Origin of the sequence: Bacillus alkalicellulosilyticus (genome assembly GCF_002019795.1) — a bacterium.
In the GTDB taxonomy this organism is placed as follows: domain Bacteria; phylum Bacillota; class Bacilli; order Bacillales; family Bacillaceae_F; genus Bacillus_AO; species Bacillus_AO alkalicellulosilyticum.
Genome location: NZ_KV917381.1, coordinates 2,270,971 through 2,289,784, shown reverse-complemented (window position 1 = coordinate 2,289,784; position 18,814 = coordinate 2,270,971). Strand labels below are relative to the sequence as shown.

Below are 18,814 nucleotides of genomic sequence, written 5' to 3'. Positions count from 1 at the left end.
TAATTCGAAAATAAAACTAAAAAAAGTTATATTAATACTATTCTTTTTAAAAGTGTGGTTTAGCAGAGGAGGAATTTTATGAAAACGTTTTTACGGTTAAAGGATTTTTATTGGCCATTAAAAAAATATTTTATTGGCTCCATCGTTTTTTTACTTTTTATCACAAGCATTACGCTCATTTACCCAATTATCCTTAAAATAACAATTGATGATGTCATCTTAAGTGGAAATTTTCACTATGTCCCATACATAGCCTTTGGGTTTGTAATATTAATGGCGGTAAAGGGGGTAGCGATGTACTTCCACCAATTTCTAGGGGATTTGTTTGGGATACGCTCTGTGTATAACCTTCGAAATGAATTGTATAAAAAACTTCAGTACTTACCGTTTAGATATTATGACAATGCCAAAACAGGTGACCTTATGTCAAGGTTAACATCAGATGTGGAGGCCTTCCGCTTCTTTTTATCATTTGGTTTTGCGCAATTGCTAAATTTGGTATTACTCGTCACATTAAGCTTCTCAATTATGTTATATTTTAGTGTTCCTCTTGCTCTTGTCACTATAGCCTCTATGCCTTTCTTAATTATCACAGTAAAACAATTTGATAAAAAAGTTCATCCTGCTTTTAAACACATCCGTGAATCCCTTGGTCGGTTAACAACAAAGGTACAAGAAAATATAAGTGGTATGAATACCGTAAAATCGTTATCGAAAGAAGATTTTGAGGTTGATAATTTTATAGATAAAAACAGAAATTATAAAGAGAAGTCAATTCATACTTCAAACATTTGGGCACGCTACTTCCCGATCATGGAGTTAATTGGTCAATTATGTGTTGTATTCTTACTAGGTTTTGGTGGATGGTTAGTCATTCAAAATAGCATACAACCCGGTGAACTAGTCGCTTTTTTTAGCTTAGTCTGGTATATCATTGGTCCCTTAATGCATTTAGGCTTTATTATTAATACATTCTCACAATCAAAAGCTGCTGGCGAAAGATTACTAGAAATTTTAGATGAACCAGAAACGATTAAAAACCTTGCTGAGCCAATTACAATACCTCGACTTGAAGGCGACGTCCGTTTTGAAAATGTTTGTCATCAGTATAATCATGATGAAGAACCTGCGCTGAAAAACATTACGTTTGATGCCCCAAGAGGTAAAGTGATAGGGCTAATAGGAGCAACCGGTTCTGGAAAAACGAGCATCACACAATTAATTTCTCGGTTTTATGAGCCAGTAATTGGCGATATTTTCATCGATGGTCAGCCGATTGCATCCTATTCCTTGCAAACATTACGACAAAACATTGGAGTCGTTTTGCAAGAAACTTTTTTATTTTCCTCCTCGATTCGAGATAATATATCTTATGGAAATCCAAATGCTTCGATCGAGGACATTATGAGTGCTGCCAAACGAGCACAGGCTCATGATTTCATTATGGAATTAGAAGAAGGTTATGAAACGATTTTAGGTGAACGTGGGATGGGGCTATCAGGTGGTCAAAAACAAAGGCTCGCAATTGCACGAGCATTATTAATTGACCCTAGTATCTTAATTTTAGATGATGCTACAAGTGCCGTTGATATGAAAACTGAGAAGAAAATACAAGAAGCGTTCCGTGAAGTAATGAAGGGCCGAACAACATTTATCATTGCGCACCGAATCTCTTCTTTAAAACACGCCGATGAGATTCTTGTTCTTGAAAACGGTTCAATTATCGAAAGAGGGACTCATGAAAAACTACTGCAAAAGGTAAATGGAACATATAGACGAATTTATGATATCCAATATAAAGACCAACTTGCAGTGGTTTCAGAAAAGAGGGCTAACAATGAATGAAGCAAAAGTGAAGAAACATAGATTCTATTATTCTCTTGATTCTGCGATTGAAAAACCATTTAACTGGAAGCAAATGGTTCGTTTACTTACCTATATCAAACCCTACTCAAAAACGCTATTGCCATTATCAATAATGGCTATGATAATCTCTACATCTATACGTCTAGTTACACCAATTCTCATAGGTGTATATGCCTTAAATAATGTGATCTATGAACGAGATGTAGCAGCCTTAGTGAATGTAGTTCTAATTATTGCTGGTTTATATTTACTATCCTGGCTTGCTACAACCTTTAGAATACGTTGGATGAATATGCTCGGTCAAAATGTAATCTACGACCTGAGGCAACACTTATTTAAGCATATTCAACGGTTGTCTCATCGTTTTTTTGACCAACGCTCTGCTGGTTCAATTCTTGTGAGAGTTACAAACGATGTAAATTCTCTTCAGGATTTATTTACAAACGGGGTTATAAATTTATTAATGGATATCATAATGCTAATCGGGATTTTTGTCATTCTCTTTATATTAAGTCCGGAATTGACACTAGCGATCATGGTCATTCTGCCAATTATGATTTTTATATCAACTGGATTGCGAAAAAAGATTAGAAGGTCATGGCAGGACGTTCGTGTGAAGCAATCTCAAATTAATTCACACCTAAATGAAAGTATACAGGGAATTAGGGTGACTCAATCGTATACTCAGGAACAAGAAAATATGGCTTTCTTTAAGGAAGTGAATCAAGATAATTTCCAAGCCTGGCGCAATGCCACCCAAAAAAATGCGATGTTCCATCCATTTGTAGAAATGTCTAATGCCTTCGGGACAGCGATTTTGATTTGGTATGGTGTGACATTAATCCAATCAAACTCAATTGATATTGGTATATTTGTGTCATTTGCATTTTATATCGGTATGTTTTGGGAACCAATTTCACGTTTAGGTCATGTATATAACCAACTTCTTGTTGGGATGGCCTCTTCAGAAAGAATTTTTGAGTTTTTAGACGAGAAGCCGTCTGTTCCTGAAAAGAAGGATGCTAAGTCGATAAATAAGATTGCGGGTGACATCACTTTTAAAGATGTGGAGTTCGCCTATGACCAAAAACGGAAGGCATTAAATAAGATTAATCTAAACATAAAGGCAGGAGAAACTGTTGCCTTAGTTGGTCATACTGGTTCAGGGAAGACGACGATTGTAAATTTAATTTCTCGTTTCTATGATGCTACAAAAGGGTCGGTGCTAATTGACGGAATTGATGTTCGAGATTTAAAACTTGATAACATACGGTCTCAAGTTAGCATTGTTCTTCAAGATACCTTTATTTTCTCAGGTACCATTATGGAGAATATCCGGTTTGGAAATCCAACTGCATCAGATAGGGAAGTTATTCAAGCAGCTGAAATAGTTGGGGCTCATAGCTTTATAGAAAAATTAAAAAATGGCTATGAGACAGAAGTAGAAGAAAGAGGAAATATATTATCCGTTGGCGAGCGTCAGTTACTATCATTTGCACGGGCACTTTTAGCGGATCCACAAATCTTAATCTTAGATGAAGCTACTGCAAGTATAGATACAGAATCTGAGCAGAAGATTCAAAAAGCATTACAAATTCTGTTAAAAGGAAGGACGGCGATTATGATTGCCCATCGCTTATCGACTGTAAGAGAAGCAGATAACATCATTGTATTAGAGCATGGGAATATTATCGAGCAAGGAAATCACGACGCTTTAATGAGAAATCAAGGGCACTATTATGATTTAGTAAAAGCTCAGTTTGAAGGTATCGCATAATAGCGTTACAAAATGAAGAGTGTGGAACCAAAGGTTGTTTTTTTGAGGGCACTGAAAAAGTTAGATTTTTAACTTTTTCAGTGGCTTCGTTTTTTTACCTTTTGTCCGACACTCTTTTTTATGGCAAACGCGTTTGTATTATAATTTTTATAGTTTTAAGACAAAATAAAGGTACGTTTTTAAGTGGAAAAGGAGGGTCCGATGTTGTTAGTAAGGGAATATGTTATGTTATCCTTTTTTACTGTCACAGTGATTGCTGCTTTATTTAAAAGAATGAAAAATACAAAACAGGTTCTGCTCTTCTTTAGTTATATTTTATTGTTGGGGCAAGGTATATCTTTTTTTTCAAATTTATTAATAGATAGAGGATATTTAGCTTTTCCACACCGGCCATACCCCAAAAAATTTGCTTTTAATATCATTTACGATTACATATTACTACCCATTTTTTCATTATTGTTAATTGATTGGGCTTTCCATAAGCGAAAACTCCCTCTAGCAACAGCAATATTCACCATTTTTACTGTCATTCAAGATCTGTTAATCATACGGTATACTCGTTTATTACGTTTTAAAAAATGGAAACTTTCATATACTCTTTTTGGTTCAATTATATCTTTTCTTTTATGGTTTTCATTTTATAAGTGGTTATATCGAAAATTTAACTAACAAAGGAGATTTACAAAATGAAAAAAGTAGCAATCATAGGTGCAGGGGCATCAGGCGCCGCTTGCGCATTTCAGTTGGAAAAATTGGATTTTAATGGAATTATTCATATATTTGATAATAAAAAAGGTCCATTTGAACCAAATACCTATGCAGAATTAACACCTGAAATTCTTCATCGTCCTATACAAGATTTTATTGCGTATCTTGCTGATAATTATGGGTTAATGCTAAAGTCGGCGGCACGAATCTTTCATAGTAAAAACTATGGGCCCAGTACCGAAGCAGAGTTTTATGGATTTCTCGGACATGTAATGAAGCGTGGTGGTGCCAAAGATTCATTAGAAAATCAAATTAGAAGTCAGTTAAAAACAAAAATACAATTTGGTATGAATATTGATTATAAAACGATAGTGAATGAATATGATTATATCGTAAATGCGACTGGAAACTGTAGTTATCTAGCAGAGACCGTTCGTTTTCGGGTAGACGCTCATATTATTTTTAATTATGCCATTGTCAAAGAACAGAGGATAAAAATTAGTGCTAATCAAGTAGAATGTTGGTTAAATAACAAATATATTCATAAAGGCTATAGTTACAAAATGCCTTTAGATGAAGGGTTAGCGATGTTTGCTGTTGTTGGTGAGTATAAAACCCCTGAAGAAATTGAAAAAGGCTGGCAGTTGTTTAAACAGGAACAAATTAATGGGAATTATGAAATAATGGAAGAACATCAAATTAAAAACTATGTACTTGGAACTCCTGACCAAATTCGCATCGGAAATACTTTTCTAACAGGCGTCAATGCGGGATGCAATAATCCCTTTTTAGGATTCGGTGTGTTTAAATCTATCCTTTCAGGTATTTATGCAGCTGATTCGATAGTAAGCGGTGTAGACTATGTTGAAAAAATGAAATTCATTCGAGATGAATATGACCGTGGACTTGCCATGCTTGAGAGAATGCATTTATTAGGTAATGTCGGGTACGATTTAATTATCAAAGCTGCAGCAAGTGACCTAGCTTCTTCTATTATGGAAACAGGGGGTCCCAATGTTGTTCATTGGATTAGCAAGCTTGCGAAGTGGACTCATTTTGTAAACAATGACAAAAGTGAATACCTTTCAAATGATGAGCAAGAGGAACTAAATAGAATTACCCATAAAAACATGGAGTAAAAGTCGATACGAACGCTATTCAAAAATAGTAAAAATATTACTAGAAAAATGTAAGCGTTTTTATAGCTTTAATATTCAGAATAGTTTAAAATAAGGTTGGTAATATATCTCATATTAGAAGGGAGAATGTAAATGAGTGGTATAGTTCTAGCCGTAATAGGGATAGCTGTATTTGCACTAGGATATCGCTATTATTCCAAGTTTATTGCCGAAAGGATTTATCGACTCGATCCAAACTATGTCACACCTGCCCATCAATTTAAAGATGGGAAAGATTTTGTTCCTACCAACAAGTTTATCTTATGGGGACATCACTTCACTTCAGTAGCAGGGGCTGCACCGATTGTAGGTCCGGCAATCGCAATTTATTGGGGTTGGTTACCAGCGCTTGTGTGGGTTGTATTAGGAACGGTATTTGCAGCTGGTGTTCATGATTTTGGTGCATTAGTTTTATCTGTTCGTAACAAAGGACAATCTGTTGGAACTCTTGCTCATCGTTTGATTGGTAGAAAAGCAAAGCTTTTATTTTTGTTTATTATTTTAATACTTGTACTCATGGTTAATGCAGTGTTTGCATGGGTTATTTCTAACTTATTTATTAATTTCCCATCTGCAGTTTTATCAGTATTTATCCAGATCCCACTAGCGATATGGATTGGATATCATGTGTATAAGAAACAAGGTAATATGTTAGTTCCGTCAATCGTTGCGTTAGCTGTGATGTATATAACGGCAGTTGTGGCAAGTAAAGTTCCTGCTCTTCAAATTGACCTTGTTCGTTATTTTGGTGGAGCAGAGAATACGGTTGCCTTCGGTCTTGATGGAGTAGCCATGTCATTCTTCGTTTGGATTATTATCCTCATGGTGTATGTCTATATCGCGTCGACATTACCAGTTTGGAAGCTCCTTCAACCACGTGATTATATTAACTCTCATCAATTAATTGTAGGTTTATTGATTTTATACTTAGGTTTATTCCTGTCAAACCCGAGCATCACGGCACCAATGACAAATTCAACATCCGATGTAAGTTGGTTTCCGCTCTTATTTATTACCATTGCCTGTGGTGCGATTTCAGGTTTCCATGGTCTAGTTTCGTCTGGTACGACTTCAAAACAATTAAACAATGAAACAGATGCTAGATTCGTAGGGTACTTAGGAGCTGTAGGGGAAGGATTACTAGCCTTAATCGTTATTATTGCAGTTGCGACCTTCTTTGCAAACCAAGGAGATTTCCTAGCGGCGTATTCTAGTTTTGGAGCAGCCAGTTCTGGTGGGCTAGGAAACTTTGTTCAAGGGGCTGGCCAATTAGCCACAGGCTTATGGATCCCTGCAGATGTAGCTACGACTATTGTGGCGGTTATTATTGTTAGTTTTGCTGCAACGACGCTTGATACATCTGTTCGTCTCATGCGCTATATCATTGCAGAGCTAGGTCAAGAATATAACATTCCATCTATTTCTAAAACACATGTTGCTACTTCAATTGCTGTAGTATCAAGTGCAGCATTAGTTCTTTTACCAAAAGGGCCAAACGGCTTCGGTTCTGGTGGATATACGTTATGGCCTTTGTTCGGTACTTCAAATCAGTTATTAGCTGGCATAACACTATTATTAATCACGATTTGGTTAAAGAAACTAGGAAGAAACTTCTTACCAACCTTAATTCCGATGGTATTTATCCTCGTCATGACCCTTTGGGCAATGGGTAAACAGGTTATTTTTGATTGGTCTGGTTTATCTGGTGGCGAAGCGAATATGCTACTCTTTATATTCGGTTCAATTATCCTAGGTTTTGCGATTTGGATTCTCATTACGGCTGTTTCTGTCCTACTAACCAGAAAAGATTATGATGATATTGATAAGTCTGCATAATCAATTCAATAGGCAATAGCCTTGCACATGCTTGCCCGCTATGAAACAATACTCATAGCGGGCTTTCTACTAAAATAAATTAAAAGTTTGGTGATCCTCAATGAGTAAAATGTCGTTAAAAAGATTATTTGAACTCTATGACGAAATGCTAAGACTGCCACACAAAGCTGAGATTCATAGAGAATTACAGGCAGAAGACGATTTGTTTTTACTATTGGTGTATTCAGATATGTTAGGTATTCCAAATCCTGCGTTTTATTACACACTAGAGTTATATCCTTATATACTAGAAAAATTTCATGACTGGCACCTTCGAATGGGAATCGAACATTCCCCATTGGATGGAATTCGGTGTTGCTAGGAGAATGGGGGAGAAACGATGTCTACTTTATTTGAGAAAAAAATATTTTTTATTGGGGGCAAGGGAGGCGTAGGGAAATCAACGTCCTCAGCATCTTTTGCTATGGTATGTGCCAAAAAAGGCTTTAAAACTTTGCTTATTTCAACGGATCCAGCACATAATTTAGGGGACATTTTTCATAAAAAAATTGGTGGGAAGATTAAGAAAATGACCGACAATTTATTTGCTTATGAGATTGATCCTGAGCAAGAGACAAAAAAATACATCGCCAATGTAAAAGGCAACTTAAAAGGGATGATCAAAACGTCATTAATAGATGAAGTTCATCGTCAAATTGATACAGCTGCTGCGACCCCTGGTGCCGATGAAGCAGCGATGTTCGATGCCATTTCGACGATTATTCTTGAGGAGCAAGAAAACTACGATAAAATTGTTTTTGATACGGCTCCAACAGGACATACGATTCGTCTTTTAACTTTACCGGAATTAATGGGAGTATGGATTGATGGAATGATCCAAAGACGTCAGAAGATAAATCAAAACTACACTCATCTTTTAAATGACGGAGAACCCGTTGAAGACCCGATTTATGAAACGTTACAAAAAAGAAGGAAAAAATTTGCAGATGTTCGTGCCATTCTATTGGATAAAAAGATGACTGGATTTATATTTGTACTGATTCCTGAGCGATTACCTATTTTAGAAACCGAAAAAGCGATTTCATTACTGGCCAAGTATGACTTACATATTGAAACAATTATTGTCAATAAAGTACTTCCTAATAAAGCAGATGGTAGTTTCTTGGAAAAACGAAGGGCGATAGAAAAAGAATACTTAGAGCTTATTGACGAAAAATTTGCGACTTTAACTAAAATTAAAGTGCCTCTTTTTGAAGAAGATATCGCATCCCTTAATGCCCTTGACCATTTTTCACGTTATTTTGATAACGCGATAGTGTCATAAGAGGTGTGCCTTGATTAAAACAGCTCCTTTAGTCATTGTAATCGTAATATTATATATATCAGCTATATCGAATATTGCGAATGGATTATATACGTTGAGTCAAAGTGGGATTGGTTCCCTAGGTTTACTCATGTCTCTCCTCCAGATAGGTTTAGGTTCAGTCTTACTCATAGCCACTACGGGCTATCCATTTTCTAAAAGTAAGTTTGGATTTGTTATTTTGGTTGTCCTTATCTTTGAGATTATCCTGATCATAAGCTCAGTTTTTATTTATAACTATTTACATGGAGCCAATGAGCTTTTATCCGTTGTCTTAACTTCAATGATTAACATCGTAATCAAACTTATCCTTCTTCTATTTATACAAAATAATAGAAACGTAACGTAAAGATTAAAATGCAAGCCACTGAGAAAGCCTATACTACCTTTTTCAGTGGCTTTATTTATGATCAATGAATCCAGTCACAGTCTTTCTTATAATTTTGAGAGCATGTTTATACGGTTTAGGTAAATAATAGTATAAAATTAGTGTGAAGATTCAAGGAAAGGAGGTTCTTATGAGCCAACTCGATTTTTTATATCCTCATGCTATTGACCATACGAAGAAAAAAGTATTAGAAGATATTGATTCATTTCTAGGTGAGAAAAATCAACTTCATTCTTTTAAGGACTATCTTGAAGAGAGAAATCATTATGTTGAACAAATATGGATAAATGTTTGGGTAACTAAAGCGTCAAACGGAGTGTCTAAAAAAGAAAAAAGAATGTATGTAAAAGATAGAGGGTTTGATGTTGAAGGAATCGATAAAAAAACACTTAATCGACTCTTCCGGACAGAAATTAAACACTATCGACCATTCCAGGTAATACCGTGGTTAACTAAAGAATATGCTGACTCTGATGAACTTTGGGAGGAGCGTTATAAAAGCGCTAGAGAACAATATTTAAAAAGACAAGAAGAGGAAATGAGAGCTAGGGCAATAAATGAAGTTCAAGAACAAATCATTAAATATGCATTAGCAACGTTAGAACAGAACCATAACTCACTTTACTTACAACTTAGACAAGAGGTTGCTAAACGCATTGCTGGTGATTTAGAAGTAAATGGTTCACCTGTAGAAGACTATGAAACGGTGGCTGATTTCTTTTCTGAAATAACAGGCGATGAATTTGAGATTCGTGAGTGGGGAGACATCTTTGTTCAAGAAGAAACGTTCCATGATATTTACGAAATTGTAATATCAGAAATTATTTCTACCTTATCGCTTAATCTGATTATGTCAACGCTTCCTAATGAGCTCTTGCAGAAGTATAAGGAAGTTAATAACAATCATTCGTTTACAAAAGGTGTTTTGAACCGTTTGATGAGTGATTCTTTATATGGACTGTATATCGTATTCTTCTCAGATATTCAAGATGAGCTCATCACCGATTTACTTGAACTACCGGATGTCCCATTTGATCAGGAGAAGCATAAGGCGATTTATGAACAGCATTTGGTAGAAAGAGAACGAAAAAAAGAAGAACGATTACGGGAACAACAGCTTCAGGCAGAACGCGAAGAACGAATGCTTGAAGATATATTTGGTAGAGAATATAGCCCTTCCCCAGGTCGAAGTATTTCTTATGTTCTTCATATTGGGGAAACAAACACAGGAAAGACGTTTCAAGCGTTAGAGCGTATGAAAAAGGCCGCTAGTGGGATTTATCTTGCGCCTTTGCGGTTATTAGCGTTGGAAGTATATGATAAATTAAATCATGAAGGTGTTCCTTGTTCCCTCAAAACGGGTGAAGAGGAAAAAGAAGTTGAAGGGGCGCAACATAGCTCGTGTACCGTTGAAATGTTTCATGAAAAAGAGTTTTATGATGTGGTTGTTATAGATGAAGCACAAATGATTGCAGATAAAGACCGTGGATTTTCATGGTACAAAGCAATTACCAAAGCCAATGCAACTGAAGTTCATATCATTGGGAGTCGCAATTCAAAAAATATGATCTTGCAACTGTTAGGTGCATCAAAAATTGAAGTGCGTGATTATAAAAGAGAAATTCCTTTAGAAGTAGAAGGTAATCCATTTTCTATAAAAGATACACAAAAAGGAGATGCGCTTGTTTGCTTTTCAAGAAGACGAGTGCTTGAAACTGCAGCAAGACTTCAAAATGACCGACATTCCGTAAGTATGATTTATGGGAGTATGCCACCAGAAACAAGGCAAAAACAAATGCAACGCTTTTTAGATGGAGAAACGACGGTCATCGTTGCCACAGATGCGATAGGGATGGGTTTAAACTTACCAATTCGTCGAATTGTTTTTTTAGAAAATGAAAAGTTTGATGGGACAAGAAGGCGTCGTCTCAATTCACAAGAAGTGAAACAAATTGCAGGTCGTGCGGGTAGAAAAGGGATATATAATGTTGGGAAAGTAGCCTTTACCCAAGACATCCGCCAAATGAAGAAATTGCTACATCAGGATGATGAGCCTGTTCATACGTTTGCAATTGCACCAACAAAAAGTGTCTTAGAGCGATTTCAAAAATACTCACGAGACCTTGGGATGTTCTTCGAGTTATGGAAAATGTTTAAAAGCCCAAAAGGAACAAAAAAAGCATCACTATATGAAGAGCGGGAGCTTTATGAATTAATCAAAGAAACTGAGATTGAAGCGCGCTTATCGCTCCAAGACCTTTACGGCTTTTTGCATTTGCCCTTTTCTGGAAGAGAACAGGGTTTAATCGAGCAGTGGCAAGAAACCATGTATGCCATTGTAAAGGGAAAGGAACTTCCAGAACCGGTGTTAAAAAGAAGTTCACTTGAGGAACAAGAACTATCTTATAAAGCAGTGGGTCTTCATCTTTTATTTCTTTACCGCTTAAACCGAAAAACCGAAGCATTATATTGGGAAAGAGTACGGCAAGAAATCAGTGATGAAGTTCATGAGTCGTTGAAATCAGATGTACGAACATACGCAAAAAAATGTAAAAAGTGTGGGAAGAAATTAGATTGGGATCATCAATATCCGATTTGTGATAGCTGTCATTACAGTCGTTCACGAAGATGGATGGATGATGAAATGTAATGTAGACTAAGGCTGACTCGAGGGGAAAACCCTTTGAGTCAGCCTTTTGTTAAAACCCAATTTTATTGGATTTTAATCCGTTTCATAGTATAGTGATAAAGATAGAATCCTCTAAACAAGGGAGTTACGACATAAACTATGAAACTAGTATCTTGGAATGTAAACGGAATAAGGGCTTGTGTGAAAAAAGGATTTCTTGATTATTTTAACGAAGTAAATGCCGATATTTTTTGTATTCAAGAATCAAAACTTCAAGCAGGACAAATTAATTTAGAATTAGAAGGCTATCATCAATTTTGGAATTATGCAGAGAAAAAAGGCTATTCGGGAACAGCTCTTTTTTCAAAGATAAAACCATTATCTGTTCATTACGGGGTAGGAGAAGAGATGGATGAGCCTGAAGGAAGAATCATTACAGCAGAATATGATGACTTTTACGTTATTACAATATATACACCTAATTCACAACGTGATTTGGCAAGGTTGCCTTTTCGGCTAGAGTGGGAGGATAAAATATTACAGTATGTTCTCACGTTAGATAAGGTAAAGCCTGTTATCATTTGTGGCGACTTAAACGTGGCCCATCAGGAAATCGATTTGAAAAACCCTAAACCAAATAAGGGGAATTCCGGTTTTACAGAAGAAGAGCGTGGAAAAATGACTTCACTACTTGAAGCGGGCTTCCTTGACAGTTATCGTGAGCTTTACCCAACTAAGGAAGGGGCGTATACGTGGTGGTCTTACGTAAATAAAGCAAGAGAACGTAACATCGGATGGAGAATTGACTATTTTCTGTTGTCTTCTCAGCTAAAAGATAGGCTCCAAGATGCACAAATACATTGTGATACTCACGGAAGCGACCATTGTCCTGTTGTGTTAGAGCTTTGTTAAAGCAATATAAGATGTAACAGATAGTGGCGGTTTTACACATTGCTTAGAAGGGTGTGACAAAGGGAAAAATACAACTTTATCACACCCCTCTTACCATCATGGTAATGGTAATTTTATGACTACTTTTGTTCCTTCATTAACCTTGCTATGATAATGTATTTCTCCTTGGTGTGATTCAATGATGCGATAACTAACGGTAAGTCCAAGTCCTGTTCCTTTTTCTTTGGCGGAATAAAATGGCTCACCTAAGTGTTTTAATCTAGCTTCTTCGATTCCAATGCCGTCATCTTCAATTAAAATATGGATGTAGCCATCTTCTTTAGCTGCCGTTGTTACGCGAACAAAGGTCGAATTCGCTTCAATTGAATTCTTAATGATGTTGATAAACACTTGTTTTAGTTGATTAGGTTCACAATGAATAGATGGCAATATCTTTTCTTGGTGGAGAGAAATAATCACGCCGTACATATTCGCTTGAGATTCTAAAAGTGATAGGACACTGGAAAACATATCATTGATATTACAGACTTGATATTTTACTTCTTGTGGTTTGGCTAAAATTAATAACTCGCTAACGATATCGTTAATTCTGTTTAATTCATCAATCATTATTTTATAAATAAAATCATTTTCAGGATTGCTTTCGCGCAAAAATTGAGCAAAGCCTTTTAGCGAAGTTAGTGGGTTCCTAATTTCATGTGCTACACTTGCTGATAATTCACCGACAACGGAAAGTTTTTCAGTTTTTCTGAGTTTTTCCTCATTTTCTTTCGCATTTGTAATATCGACCGCATAGCCAATGGCTCCTACTATTTGATTATCTGTTATCATAGGTACAAGGCCGCAACTAACTCTTTTTATTTTTCCGTCTTTTCGTAGGAGGGTTAAATCCTCTCCAACAATAATTGATTTATTTTTAACTACCCTCGTAATGGCAGTTTGAGCCTTTTCTTGCTCTGAAGAAATAAGTAAATGCATTGCCGATTTACCAATATATTCAGATGGTTTGTACCCCGTTAATTTCTCAAACTTAGGATTAACATTAATAAAGATGCCATTTGGATCTACCATAAACACAAGCTCGGGATTATACTTAAACAATGACTTGTATTTCTGTTCGCTTTCCTTAATTTTCTTTTCTGCCTTTATTTTATCGGTGATGTCTCTTCCCATTACAACGAGTTCTTTGCGACTCCCATCAGAATTGTATATCGGAATTTTAGTTGTATCAAACGTTTTACTAGTCCCATCTGGCATAGGTAATACTTCAAGGCATCTGGTGATTTTTCCGTTCTTCCAGGTTTCCTGGTCCGATATTTCGCAGTGTAGTAATGCTTTTCGGTAAAAATCAGTATACTCCGCTAACTCTGAATCCTTTTTCCCACGGTAATCCACTCCTTCTAACTGAAATAGCTTTAAACCAAATTCATTTACTTCTATCCATCTTCCTTGCCCATCTTTAAAATTGATAAAATCAGCCATAGAATTAATTAGTGTTCTAAGTTTTTGTCGTTCCTCATTCACTGCAATAAAATTCTCTTTTTTTCGTACGAGATAATACATGTAGCAAAAGGTGAGTAAAACGAATACAACTCCCTTAGTATGTTGAAGAAGGACCAACGTACCTTTATCTAAAGCCAATGAATTAAGTAATAAATCCGTTCCGAAAATCCAGACCAAACTAACTGAAAGATAAAAAAGTAAATATTTTTTGTTTTTCCCCATTGATGTCACCACGCTTTGTTAGACTCATTTTCAGTTTACTACAATGAGTAGAAAATCATATTAAATTCAAAAAAACAGGAGCAGTGCCAAAAGCTAAAGCTCCTGTTTTTTTTGTTTAGTGATATATTTTAGACACTTGATATTTGATATCATGTAAAAAGGTTTCTGGTAGTTCCATTTTATCTCCTAACGACTGTTTTTCCTGGAACCACTGATAAGAATAATACGTTTCTTCTTGATGATGAACAATAAATTCAAGAATTTGATTATCCTTTCCCTTTGTTTCTACTCTGAACTGATAGTCACCCATTCTCATTTCATACGTAGTAAACGTAATTCCTAAATAATTTTTCTCATAAGCATCCCCATGTTTTATAACAAAGCGAATAAAGTCGATAATGCGCACTTTTTTTGTAGGGTTATGCTTAAACAACTCAAGAAATTCATCGCCCATATGTTTCGTGAACGTTTTTACTTGTTCTACAATATTCACTGCACCCACTCCTTTTCGCTTATATTCCCCTGACAACACTAAATCATGTATATCCCGTGTTTATAACTTCTAATGGATACAGTGAAAGCCATAGGGAAATCTAATAACAAATTGAATCATGAGGTGAGAAGATGGACAAGGATTTCGTCGACGAAGCAGAAAGAGAAAATACTAGCGGAACATATGAAGAAGTCATGGAAATCAGCCCAACAGGTTATGGATATGTTCCAAAAAAGCGTAAAAAAACATCTACTGTGTGGGAAATTGATAAAAGAACAAGATAAGATGTGTAGAATAGAGGGCAGGACAAAAGGTAAAAAACAACCTTTTCCTGCTCTCTATTTTTATTACCCAAAAGCAAATAGTTGTTTCGATTAAATTTTGAAAATTTAGAAAGTTAGTAAGCATGTTATTATCAATGTCCTTATATATTAGAAGTAATGAGCCCTAAACCTCTCACAGTAAGTCCCAATGATTTGAAAGGAGTGAAAAAAATGCTTCATATTGTCGCATGTATTAAACAAGTACCTGACACTAAAGTCATAAAAATGAACCCAAAAACAAATACGATGGACCGTGCAAGTGCCCCCGCAATTTTGAATCCTTATGATGCTCATGCTGTAGAAGAAGCCGTTAGAATTAGGAATCAATATGGAGGAACGGTATCAGTAGTTACAATGGGACCTCCACCAGCTGTTAAGGCCATTAAAAAGTGTATTGAAATTGGTGCCGATGAGGGATATATGATTTCAGACCGCGCTTTCGCAGGTGCTGATACGTTAGCTACCAGCTATGCGCTAACTAAAGCGTTAGAAAAAATAGGAGAAGTAAAGCCGATTGATTTGATTATTTGTGGAAAGATGACCATTGATGGTGATACCGGTCAAGTTGGACCAGGTATTGCAAGGCGACTGAATATTCCTCCCCTTACTTCAGTAAATAAAGTCGTTGAGGTCAATCAAGAAGCTGGCCATATGGTTGTACACCGAAAATTAGAAGATGGTTATGAAGTCATTCAATCTACCCTCCCTTGTTTGCTTTCCGTTGAAAAAGAGATTAATGAAGTTCCATACTCTCCATTCCCAAATATGTTAAAAGCAGCTAGATACGACCCTCAGATTTGGTCAGTCAACGATTTAGAAGGAATTGACCGTAAACAACTTGGTCTAAAAGGTTCACCTACGATTGTAGCAAAAGTGTGGGCCCCACCTAAACCAGAAGGTGGTAAATTACTAGAAGGAGAGCCTTTGGAACAAGCTGAACAACTAATCAATCTATTATTAGAACGACAAGAATTGTTTGTTGAAAAGGGGGGCGTCTAATGTTTGAGGATTATAGTGGAGTATGGGTCTATATTGAAGAAAATGAAGGGAAGATAGCTCCTGTGTCCTTAGAATTATTAGGAGCAGGTCGGACGCTAGCAGATAAGCGAGGAGTAAAATTAGCAGGTCTTTTAATTGGGAATGGAGTGACTGCATTAGCAGATACAGTTTTTGAATACGGGGCAGATATTACGTATATTTATGACCAGGAGATATTTACAGATTATCGAACAGAATCGTTTATGAAAGCTTTATTGGATTGCTCACAAAAACACAAACCTGAGATTATATTATACGGTGCGACTTCCACGGGAAAAGACCTAGCAAGTGCAGTTGCAACTGACCTACCGACAGGACTAACTGCGGACACTACTGAACTTGATGTTGAAGCAGACACAGGTTTATTACTTGCGAGTCGCCCAGCATTTGGTGGCAATATTATGGCGACGATTTTGTGTAAAAAGTATCGACCTCAAATGGCTACGGTAAGACCTAAAGTGATGAAGGCTTTAGAACGTGAAATTGGCAGAAGGGGCGAGCTTATTACGGAATCAATCGACCTTAAGGAAGAAGACATTCGAACAAAAGTACTTAACATTGTCCGTGAGACAACTAAAAAAGTAAGGATTGATGAAGCTGATATTATCGTTGCGGGTGGAAAAGGACTGGGATCCGCAGAAGGATTTCAGCTTATCCATCAACTAGCAGATACACTTGGGGGTGCTGTTGGAGCGAGTCGTGATGTTGTTGAAGCAGGATGGATAGAACATCATCATCAAGTCGGGCAAACTGGCGTAACCGTTACACCAAAGATTTATATTGCGATAGGGATTTCAGGTGCAATACAACATGTTGTTGGCATGAAAAATTCATCTTTAATTATTGCGATTAATCAAGACCCAGAAGCTCTTATTTTTGAATCGTCTCATTATGGTATTGTTGGCGATGCGTTTGAAATTGTACCGTTATTGATAGAGGAATTTAAAAATGCAAGACAAGACAGGGGGGTTACACATGCCTGAAAAGTTTGATTGTATCGTTGTTGGCGCTGGACCAGCAGGAATCTCTTGTGCTTATGAATTGGCAAAGGGAGGAGCAAATGTATTATTACTAGAGCGCGGTGAATATCCAGGTTCTAAAAACGTAATGGGTGGTGTTCTTTACCGAAAAATGATGGAGGATGTCATTCCAGAATTTTATAAAGAAGCGCCGTTAGAACGTCCAGTCGTCGAACAACGTTTTATGATGATGGACAAAGAGTCAGCTATAACCATAGGGTATAAAGGGATGGAGTGGAGCAAGGAACCTTATAATAATTTCACGGTTCTTCGAGCGAAATTTGACCAGTGGTTTGCAAAAAAGGCAGTGGAACAAGGAGCTGTTCTCGTTTGTGAAACCGTTGTCCTTGAATGTATTGTTGAAAACGGAAAGGTTGTTGGAGTTCGTACTGACCGACCAGACGGCACCATTTTTGCAGATGTTGTCGTGTTAGCAGATGGAGTTAATTCCTTATTAGCGAAATCGTTAGGGTTTCATAAAGAATACCGACCTGATGAGGTTGCGCTAGCGACAATGGAAATTGTTAAACTCGATAAAAAAATCATAGAAGACAGATTTAATCTTGAACCGAATCAAGGCTGTACGATTGAGCTTTTTGGAGATGCTACCAAAGGAATTTTAGGAACCGGATTCCTATACACAAATAAAGATTCGTTAAGCATTGGAGTCGGTACCCTTCTGTCAGGCTTAATTAAACATAAAATAAAGCCATATGAACTACTTGATTATGTAAAAGGTCATCCTATGATCCGACCTTATCTGCAAGGAAGTGAGCAACAAGAATATTTAGCTCATCTCATCCCAGAAGGTGGATATAAATCGATGGGAAAAGTTGTAGGACATGGTGTGATTGTGGTTGGGGATGCAGCACAACTCGTAAATGCAATACATCGTGAAGGATCAAATCTAGCCATGACATCAGGAAGAATTGCAGCTGAAACGATATTAAAAGCGATGGAAGCTGAGAATTTTTCAGAATCTCAATTGGAAAGATACCGTATTGAGCTGATGAGAAGTTTTGTAGGAAAAGATATGAAAAAATATAAAGATGCCACACACCACTTTGATAAATTCCCGCAATACTTTGATGAGTATATCCCAATGATGAACCGTGCAGCTAGCCAAATGTTTACTGTAGATGGGACGTCAAAGCGAGAAAAACAAAAGAAAATATGGAAAGACATTGGTTCTGGAAAAGAAAAATTAAAGCTAGCTCGTGATGCTATCCGAGCTTGGAGGGTGGTGAAGTAATGAGTGATTTAAAGAAAGGGCAATCCATAGAGGAAAAGCAATACCTTGTCCGTTTTAATGCGGATACAAAATCCCATCTTCATGTACAAGACCCTGATATCTGTTTAACCAGTTGTCCCGATAAAATCTGTACCATTTTTTGTCCCGCTGAAATATATAAATGGGAAAACATTCGCATGCATGTAGGCTATGAAGGATGTCATGAGTGCGGAAGTTGTAGGATTGGATGTCCTCATCAAAACATAAAGTGGGAATATCCAAAAGGCGGTCATGGGATTGTCTTTAGATTAGGATGAGAGAGAGGTAT

Annotated in this window: 17 protein-coding genes; 15 read left to right on the top strand and 2 right to left on the bottom strand. The window is 36.6% G+C overall.

Annotated features, from left to right (window positions below; genetic code table 11):
- The first annotated feature begins 78 nt into the window (after positions 1-78).
- The 10 genes from BK585_RS11605 to BK585_RS11560 all read left to right on the top strand — a co-directional run bounded on the left by BK585_RS11605 (position 79) and on the right by BK585_RS11560 (position 12,657).
- Complete coding sequence (locus BK585_RS11605; protein WP_078553604.1) at positions 79-1,845, top strand: ABC transporter ATP-binding protein; 1,767 nt, start codon at positions 79-81, stop codon at positions 1,843-1,845.
- Positions 1,838-3,643: an ABC transporter ATP-binding protein gene (locus BK585_RS11600; RefSeq protein ID WP_078553603.1), complete on the top strand. Its 1,806-nt coding sequence runs from the start codon at positions 1,838-1,840 to the stop codon at positions 3,641-3,643. Before BK585_RS11605 ends, BK585_RS11600 begins: the two co-directional genes overlap by 8 nt.
- 204 nt (positions 3,644-3,847) lie before the next feature.
- Positions 3,848-4,312 (top strand): CBO0543 family protein, encoded by a 465-nt coding sequence (locus BK585_RS11595; RefSeq protein ID WP_139367547.1) that lies wholly within the window; start codon positions 3,848-3,850, stop codon positions 4,310-4,312.
- A gap of 17 nt (positions 4,313-4,329) precedes the next feature.
- Positions 4,330-5,490 carry a hypothetical protein gene (locus BK585_RS11590; protein WP_078553601.1) on the top strand — a complete coding sequence of 387 codons (1,161 nt, stop codon included), beginning with the start codon at positions 4,330-4,332 and terminating at the stop codon, positions 5,488-5,490.
- Between the two features lie 132 nt (positions 5,491-5,622).
- A complete protein-coding gene (locus BK585_RS11585) occupies positions 5,623-7,365 on the top strand; it encodes a carbon starvation CstA family protein (RefSeq protein WP_078553600.1) in 1,743 nt (580 codons plus the stop codon).
- Between the two features lie 100 nt (positions 7,366-7,465).
- Entirely contained in the window at positions 7,466-7,726 is a 261-nt protein-coding gene (locus BK585_RS11580) for a cory-CC-star protein (RefSeq protein WP_078553599.1), read from the top strand.
- Positions 7,727-7,744: 18 nt separating this feature from the next.
- Entirely contained in the window at positions 7,745-8,689 is a 945-nt protein-coding gene (locus tag BK585_RS11575) for an ArsA family ATPase (protein WP_078553598.1), read from the top strand.
- 10 nt (positions 8,690-8,699) lie between these two features.
- Positions 8,700-9,077 carry a hypothetical protein gene (locus BK585_RS11570; RefSeq protein ID WP_078553597.1) on the top strand — a complete coding sequence of 126 codons (378 nt, stop codon included), beginning with the start codon at positions 8,700-8,702 and terminating at the stop codon, positions 9,075-9,077.
- A gap of 169 nt (positions 9,078-9,246) precedes the next feature.
- Positions 9,247-11,766, top strand: a complete 2,520-nt coding sequence (locus tag BK585_RS11565) for a helicase-related protein (protein ID WP_078553596.1) — start codon at positions 9,247-9,249, stop codon at positions 11,764-11,766.
- Between the two features lie 138 nt (positions 11,767-11,904).
- Complete coding sequence (locus tag BK585_RS11560; protein WP_078553595.1) at positions 11,905-12,657, top strand: exodeoxyribonuclease III; 753 nt, start codon at positions 11,905-11,907, stop codon at positions 12,655-12,657.
- 96 nt (positions 12,658-12,753) lie between these two features.
- On the opposite strand, the gene BK585_RS11555 is transcribed toward BK585_RS11560, so the two are convergent.
- Together BK585_RS11555 and BK585_RS11550 are read right to left on the bottom strand one after the other, a co-directional pair.
- Entirely contained in the window at positions 12,754-14,382 is a 1,629-nt protein-coding gene (locus BK585_RS11555; protein WP_078553594.1) for a PAS domain-containing sensor histidine kinase, read from the bottom strand.
- A gap of 115 nt (positions 14,383-14,497) precedes the next feature.
- Positions 14,498-14,875: a hypothetical protein gene (locus tag BK585_RS11550; protein WP_078553593.1), complete on the bottom strand. Its 378-nt coding sequence runs from the start codon at positions 14,873-14,875 to the stop codon at positions 14,498-14,500.
- A 131-nt stretch (positions 14,876-15,006) separates the two neighbouring features.
- Here BK585_RS11550 and BK585_RS24030 point away from each other — a divergent pair, with 131 nt between their 5' ends.
- The 5 genes from BK585_RS24030 (at position 15,007) to BK585_RS11530 (ending at position 18,803) form a co-directional block, all read left to right on the top strand.
- A complete protein-coding gene (locus tag BK585_RS24030; protein ID WP_170885557.1) occupies positions 15,007-15,159 on the top strand; it encodes an aminomethyltransferase family protein in 153 nt (50 codons plus the stop codon).
- Positions 15,160-15,369: 210 nt separating this feature from the next.
- The gene (locus tag BK585_RS11545) at positions 15,370-16,197 is read left to right on the top strand and encodes an electron transfer flavoprotein subunit beta/FixA family protein (RefSeq protein WP_078553592.1); all 828 of its coding nucleotides are present in this window, start codon (positions 15,370-15,372) and stop codon (positions 16,195-16,197) included.
- Positions 16,197-17,219 carry an electron transfer flavoprotein subunit alpha/FixB family protein gene (locus BK585_RS11540; protein WP_078553591.1) on the top strand — a complete coding sequence of 341 codons (1,023 nt, stop codon included), beginning with the start codon at positions 16,197-16,199 and terminating at the stop codon, positions 17,217-17,219. The genes BK585_RS11545 and BK585_RS11540 overlap by 1 nt, the downstream gene beginning before the upstream one ends.
- Positions 17,212-18,507 carry an FAD-dependent oxidoreductase gene (locus BK585_RS11535; protein ID WP_078553590.1) on the top strand — a complete coding sequence of 432 codons (1,296 nt, stop codon included), beginning with the start codon at positions 17,212-17,214 and terminating at the stop codon, positions 18,505-18,507. Before BK585_RS11540 ends, BK585_RS11535 begins: the two co-directional genes overlap by 8 nt.
- Positions 18,507-18,803, top strand: coding sequence for a ferredoxin family protein (locus tag BK585_RS11530; RefSeq protein ID WP_078553589.1), 297 nt, complete (start codon positions 18,507-18,509; stop codon positions 18,801-18,803). The genes BK585_RS11535 and BK585_RS11530 overlap by 1 nt, the downstream gene beginning before the upstream one ends.
- Positions 18,804-18,814 lie beyond the last annotated feature (11 nt).

Bases quoted from the DNA above. Each gene is read 5' to 3' on its own strand.
- BK585_RS11590 (WP_078553601.1), top strand. From the start codon at position 4,330: ATGAAAAAAGTAGCAATCATAGGTGCAGGGGCATCAGGCGCCGCTTGC.
- BK585_RS11580 (WP_078553599.1), top strand. From the start codon at position 7,466: ATGAGTAAAATGTCGTTAAAAAGATTATTTGAACTCTATGACGAAATG.
- BK585_RS11555 (WP_078553594.1), bottom strand. From the start codon at position 14,382: ATGGGGAAAAACAAAAAATATTTACTTTTTTATCTTTCAGTTAGTTTG.
- BK585_RS11605 (WP_078553604.1), top strand. From the start codon at position 79: ATGAAAACGTTTTTACGGTTAAAGGATTTTTATTGGCCATTAAAAAAA.
- BK585_RS11545 (WP_078553592.1), top strand. From the start codon at position 15,370: ATGCTTCATATTGTCGCATGTATTAAACAAGTACCTGACACTAAAGTC.
- BK585_RS11575 (WP_078553598.1), top strand. From the start codon at position 7,745: ATGTCTACTTTATTTGAGAAAAAAATATTTTTTATTGGGGGCAAGGGA.
- BK585_RS11535 (WP_078553590.1), top strand. From the start codon at position 17,212: ATGCCTGAAAAGTTTGATTGTATCGTTGTTGGCGCTGGACCAGCAGGA.
- BK585_RS11565 (WP_078553596.1), top strand. From the start codon at position 9,247: ATGAGCCAACTCGATTTTTTATATCCTCATGCTATTGACCATACGAAG.
- BK585_RS11530 (WP_078553589.1), top strand. From the start codon at position 18,507: ATGAGTGATTTAAAGAAAGGGCAATCCATAGAGGAAAAGCAATACCTT.
- BK585_RS11560 (WP_078553595.1), top strand. From the start codon at position 11,905: ATGAAACTAGTATCTTGGAATGTAAACGGAATAAGGGCTTGTGTGAAA.
- BK585_RS11600 (WP_078553603.1), top strand. From the start codon at position 1,838: ATGAATGAAGCAAAAGTGAAGAAACATAGATTCTATTATTCTCTTGAT.
- BK585_RS11540 (WP_078553591.1), top strand. From the start codon at position 16,197: ATGTTTGAGGATTATAGTGGAGTATGGGTCTATATTGAAGAAAATGAA.
- BK585_RS24030 (WP_170885557.1), top strand. From the start codon at position 15,007: ATGGACAAGGATTTCGTCGACGAAGCAGAAAGAGAAAATACTAGCGGA.
- BK585_RS11585 (WP_078553600.1), top strand. From the start codon at position 5,623: ATGAGTGGTATAGTTCTAGCCGTAATAGGGATAGCTGTATTTGCACTA.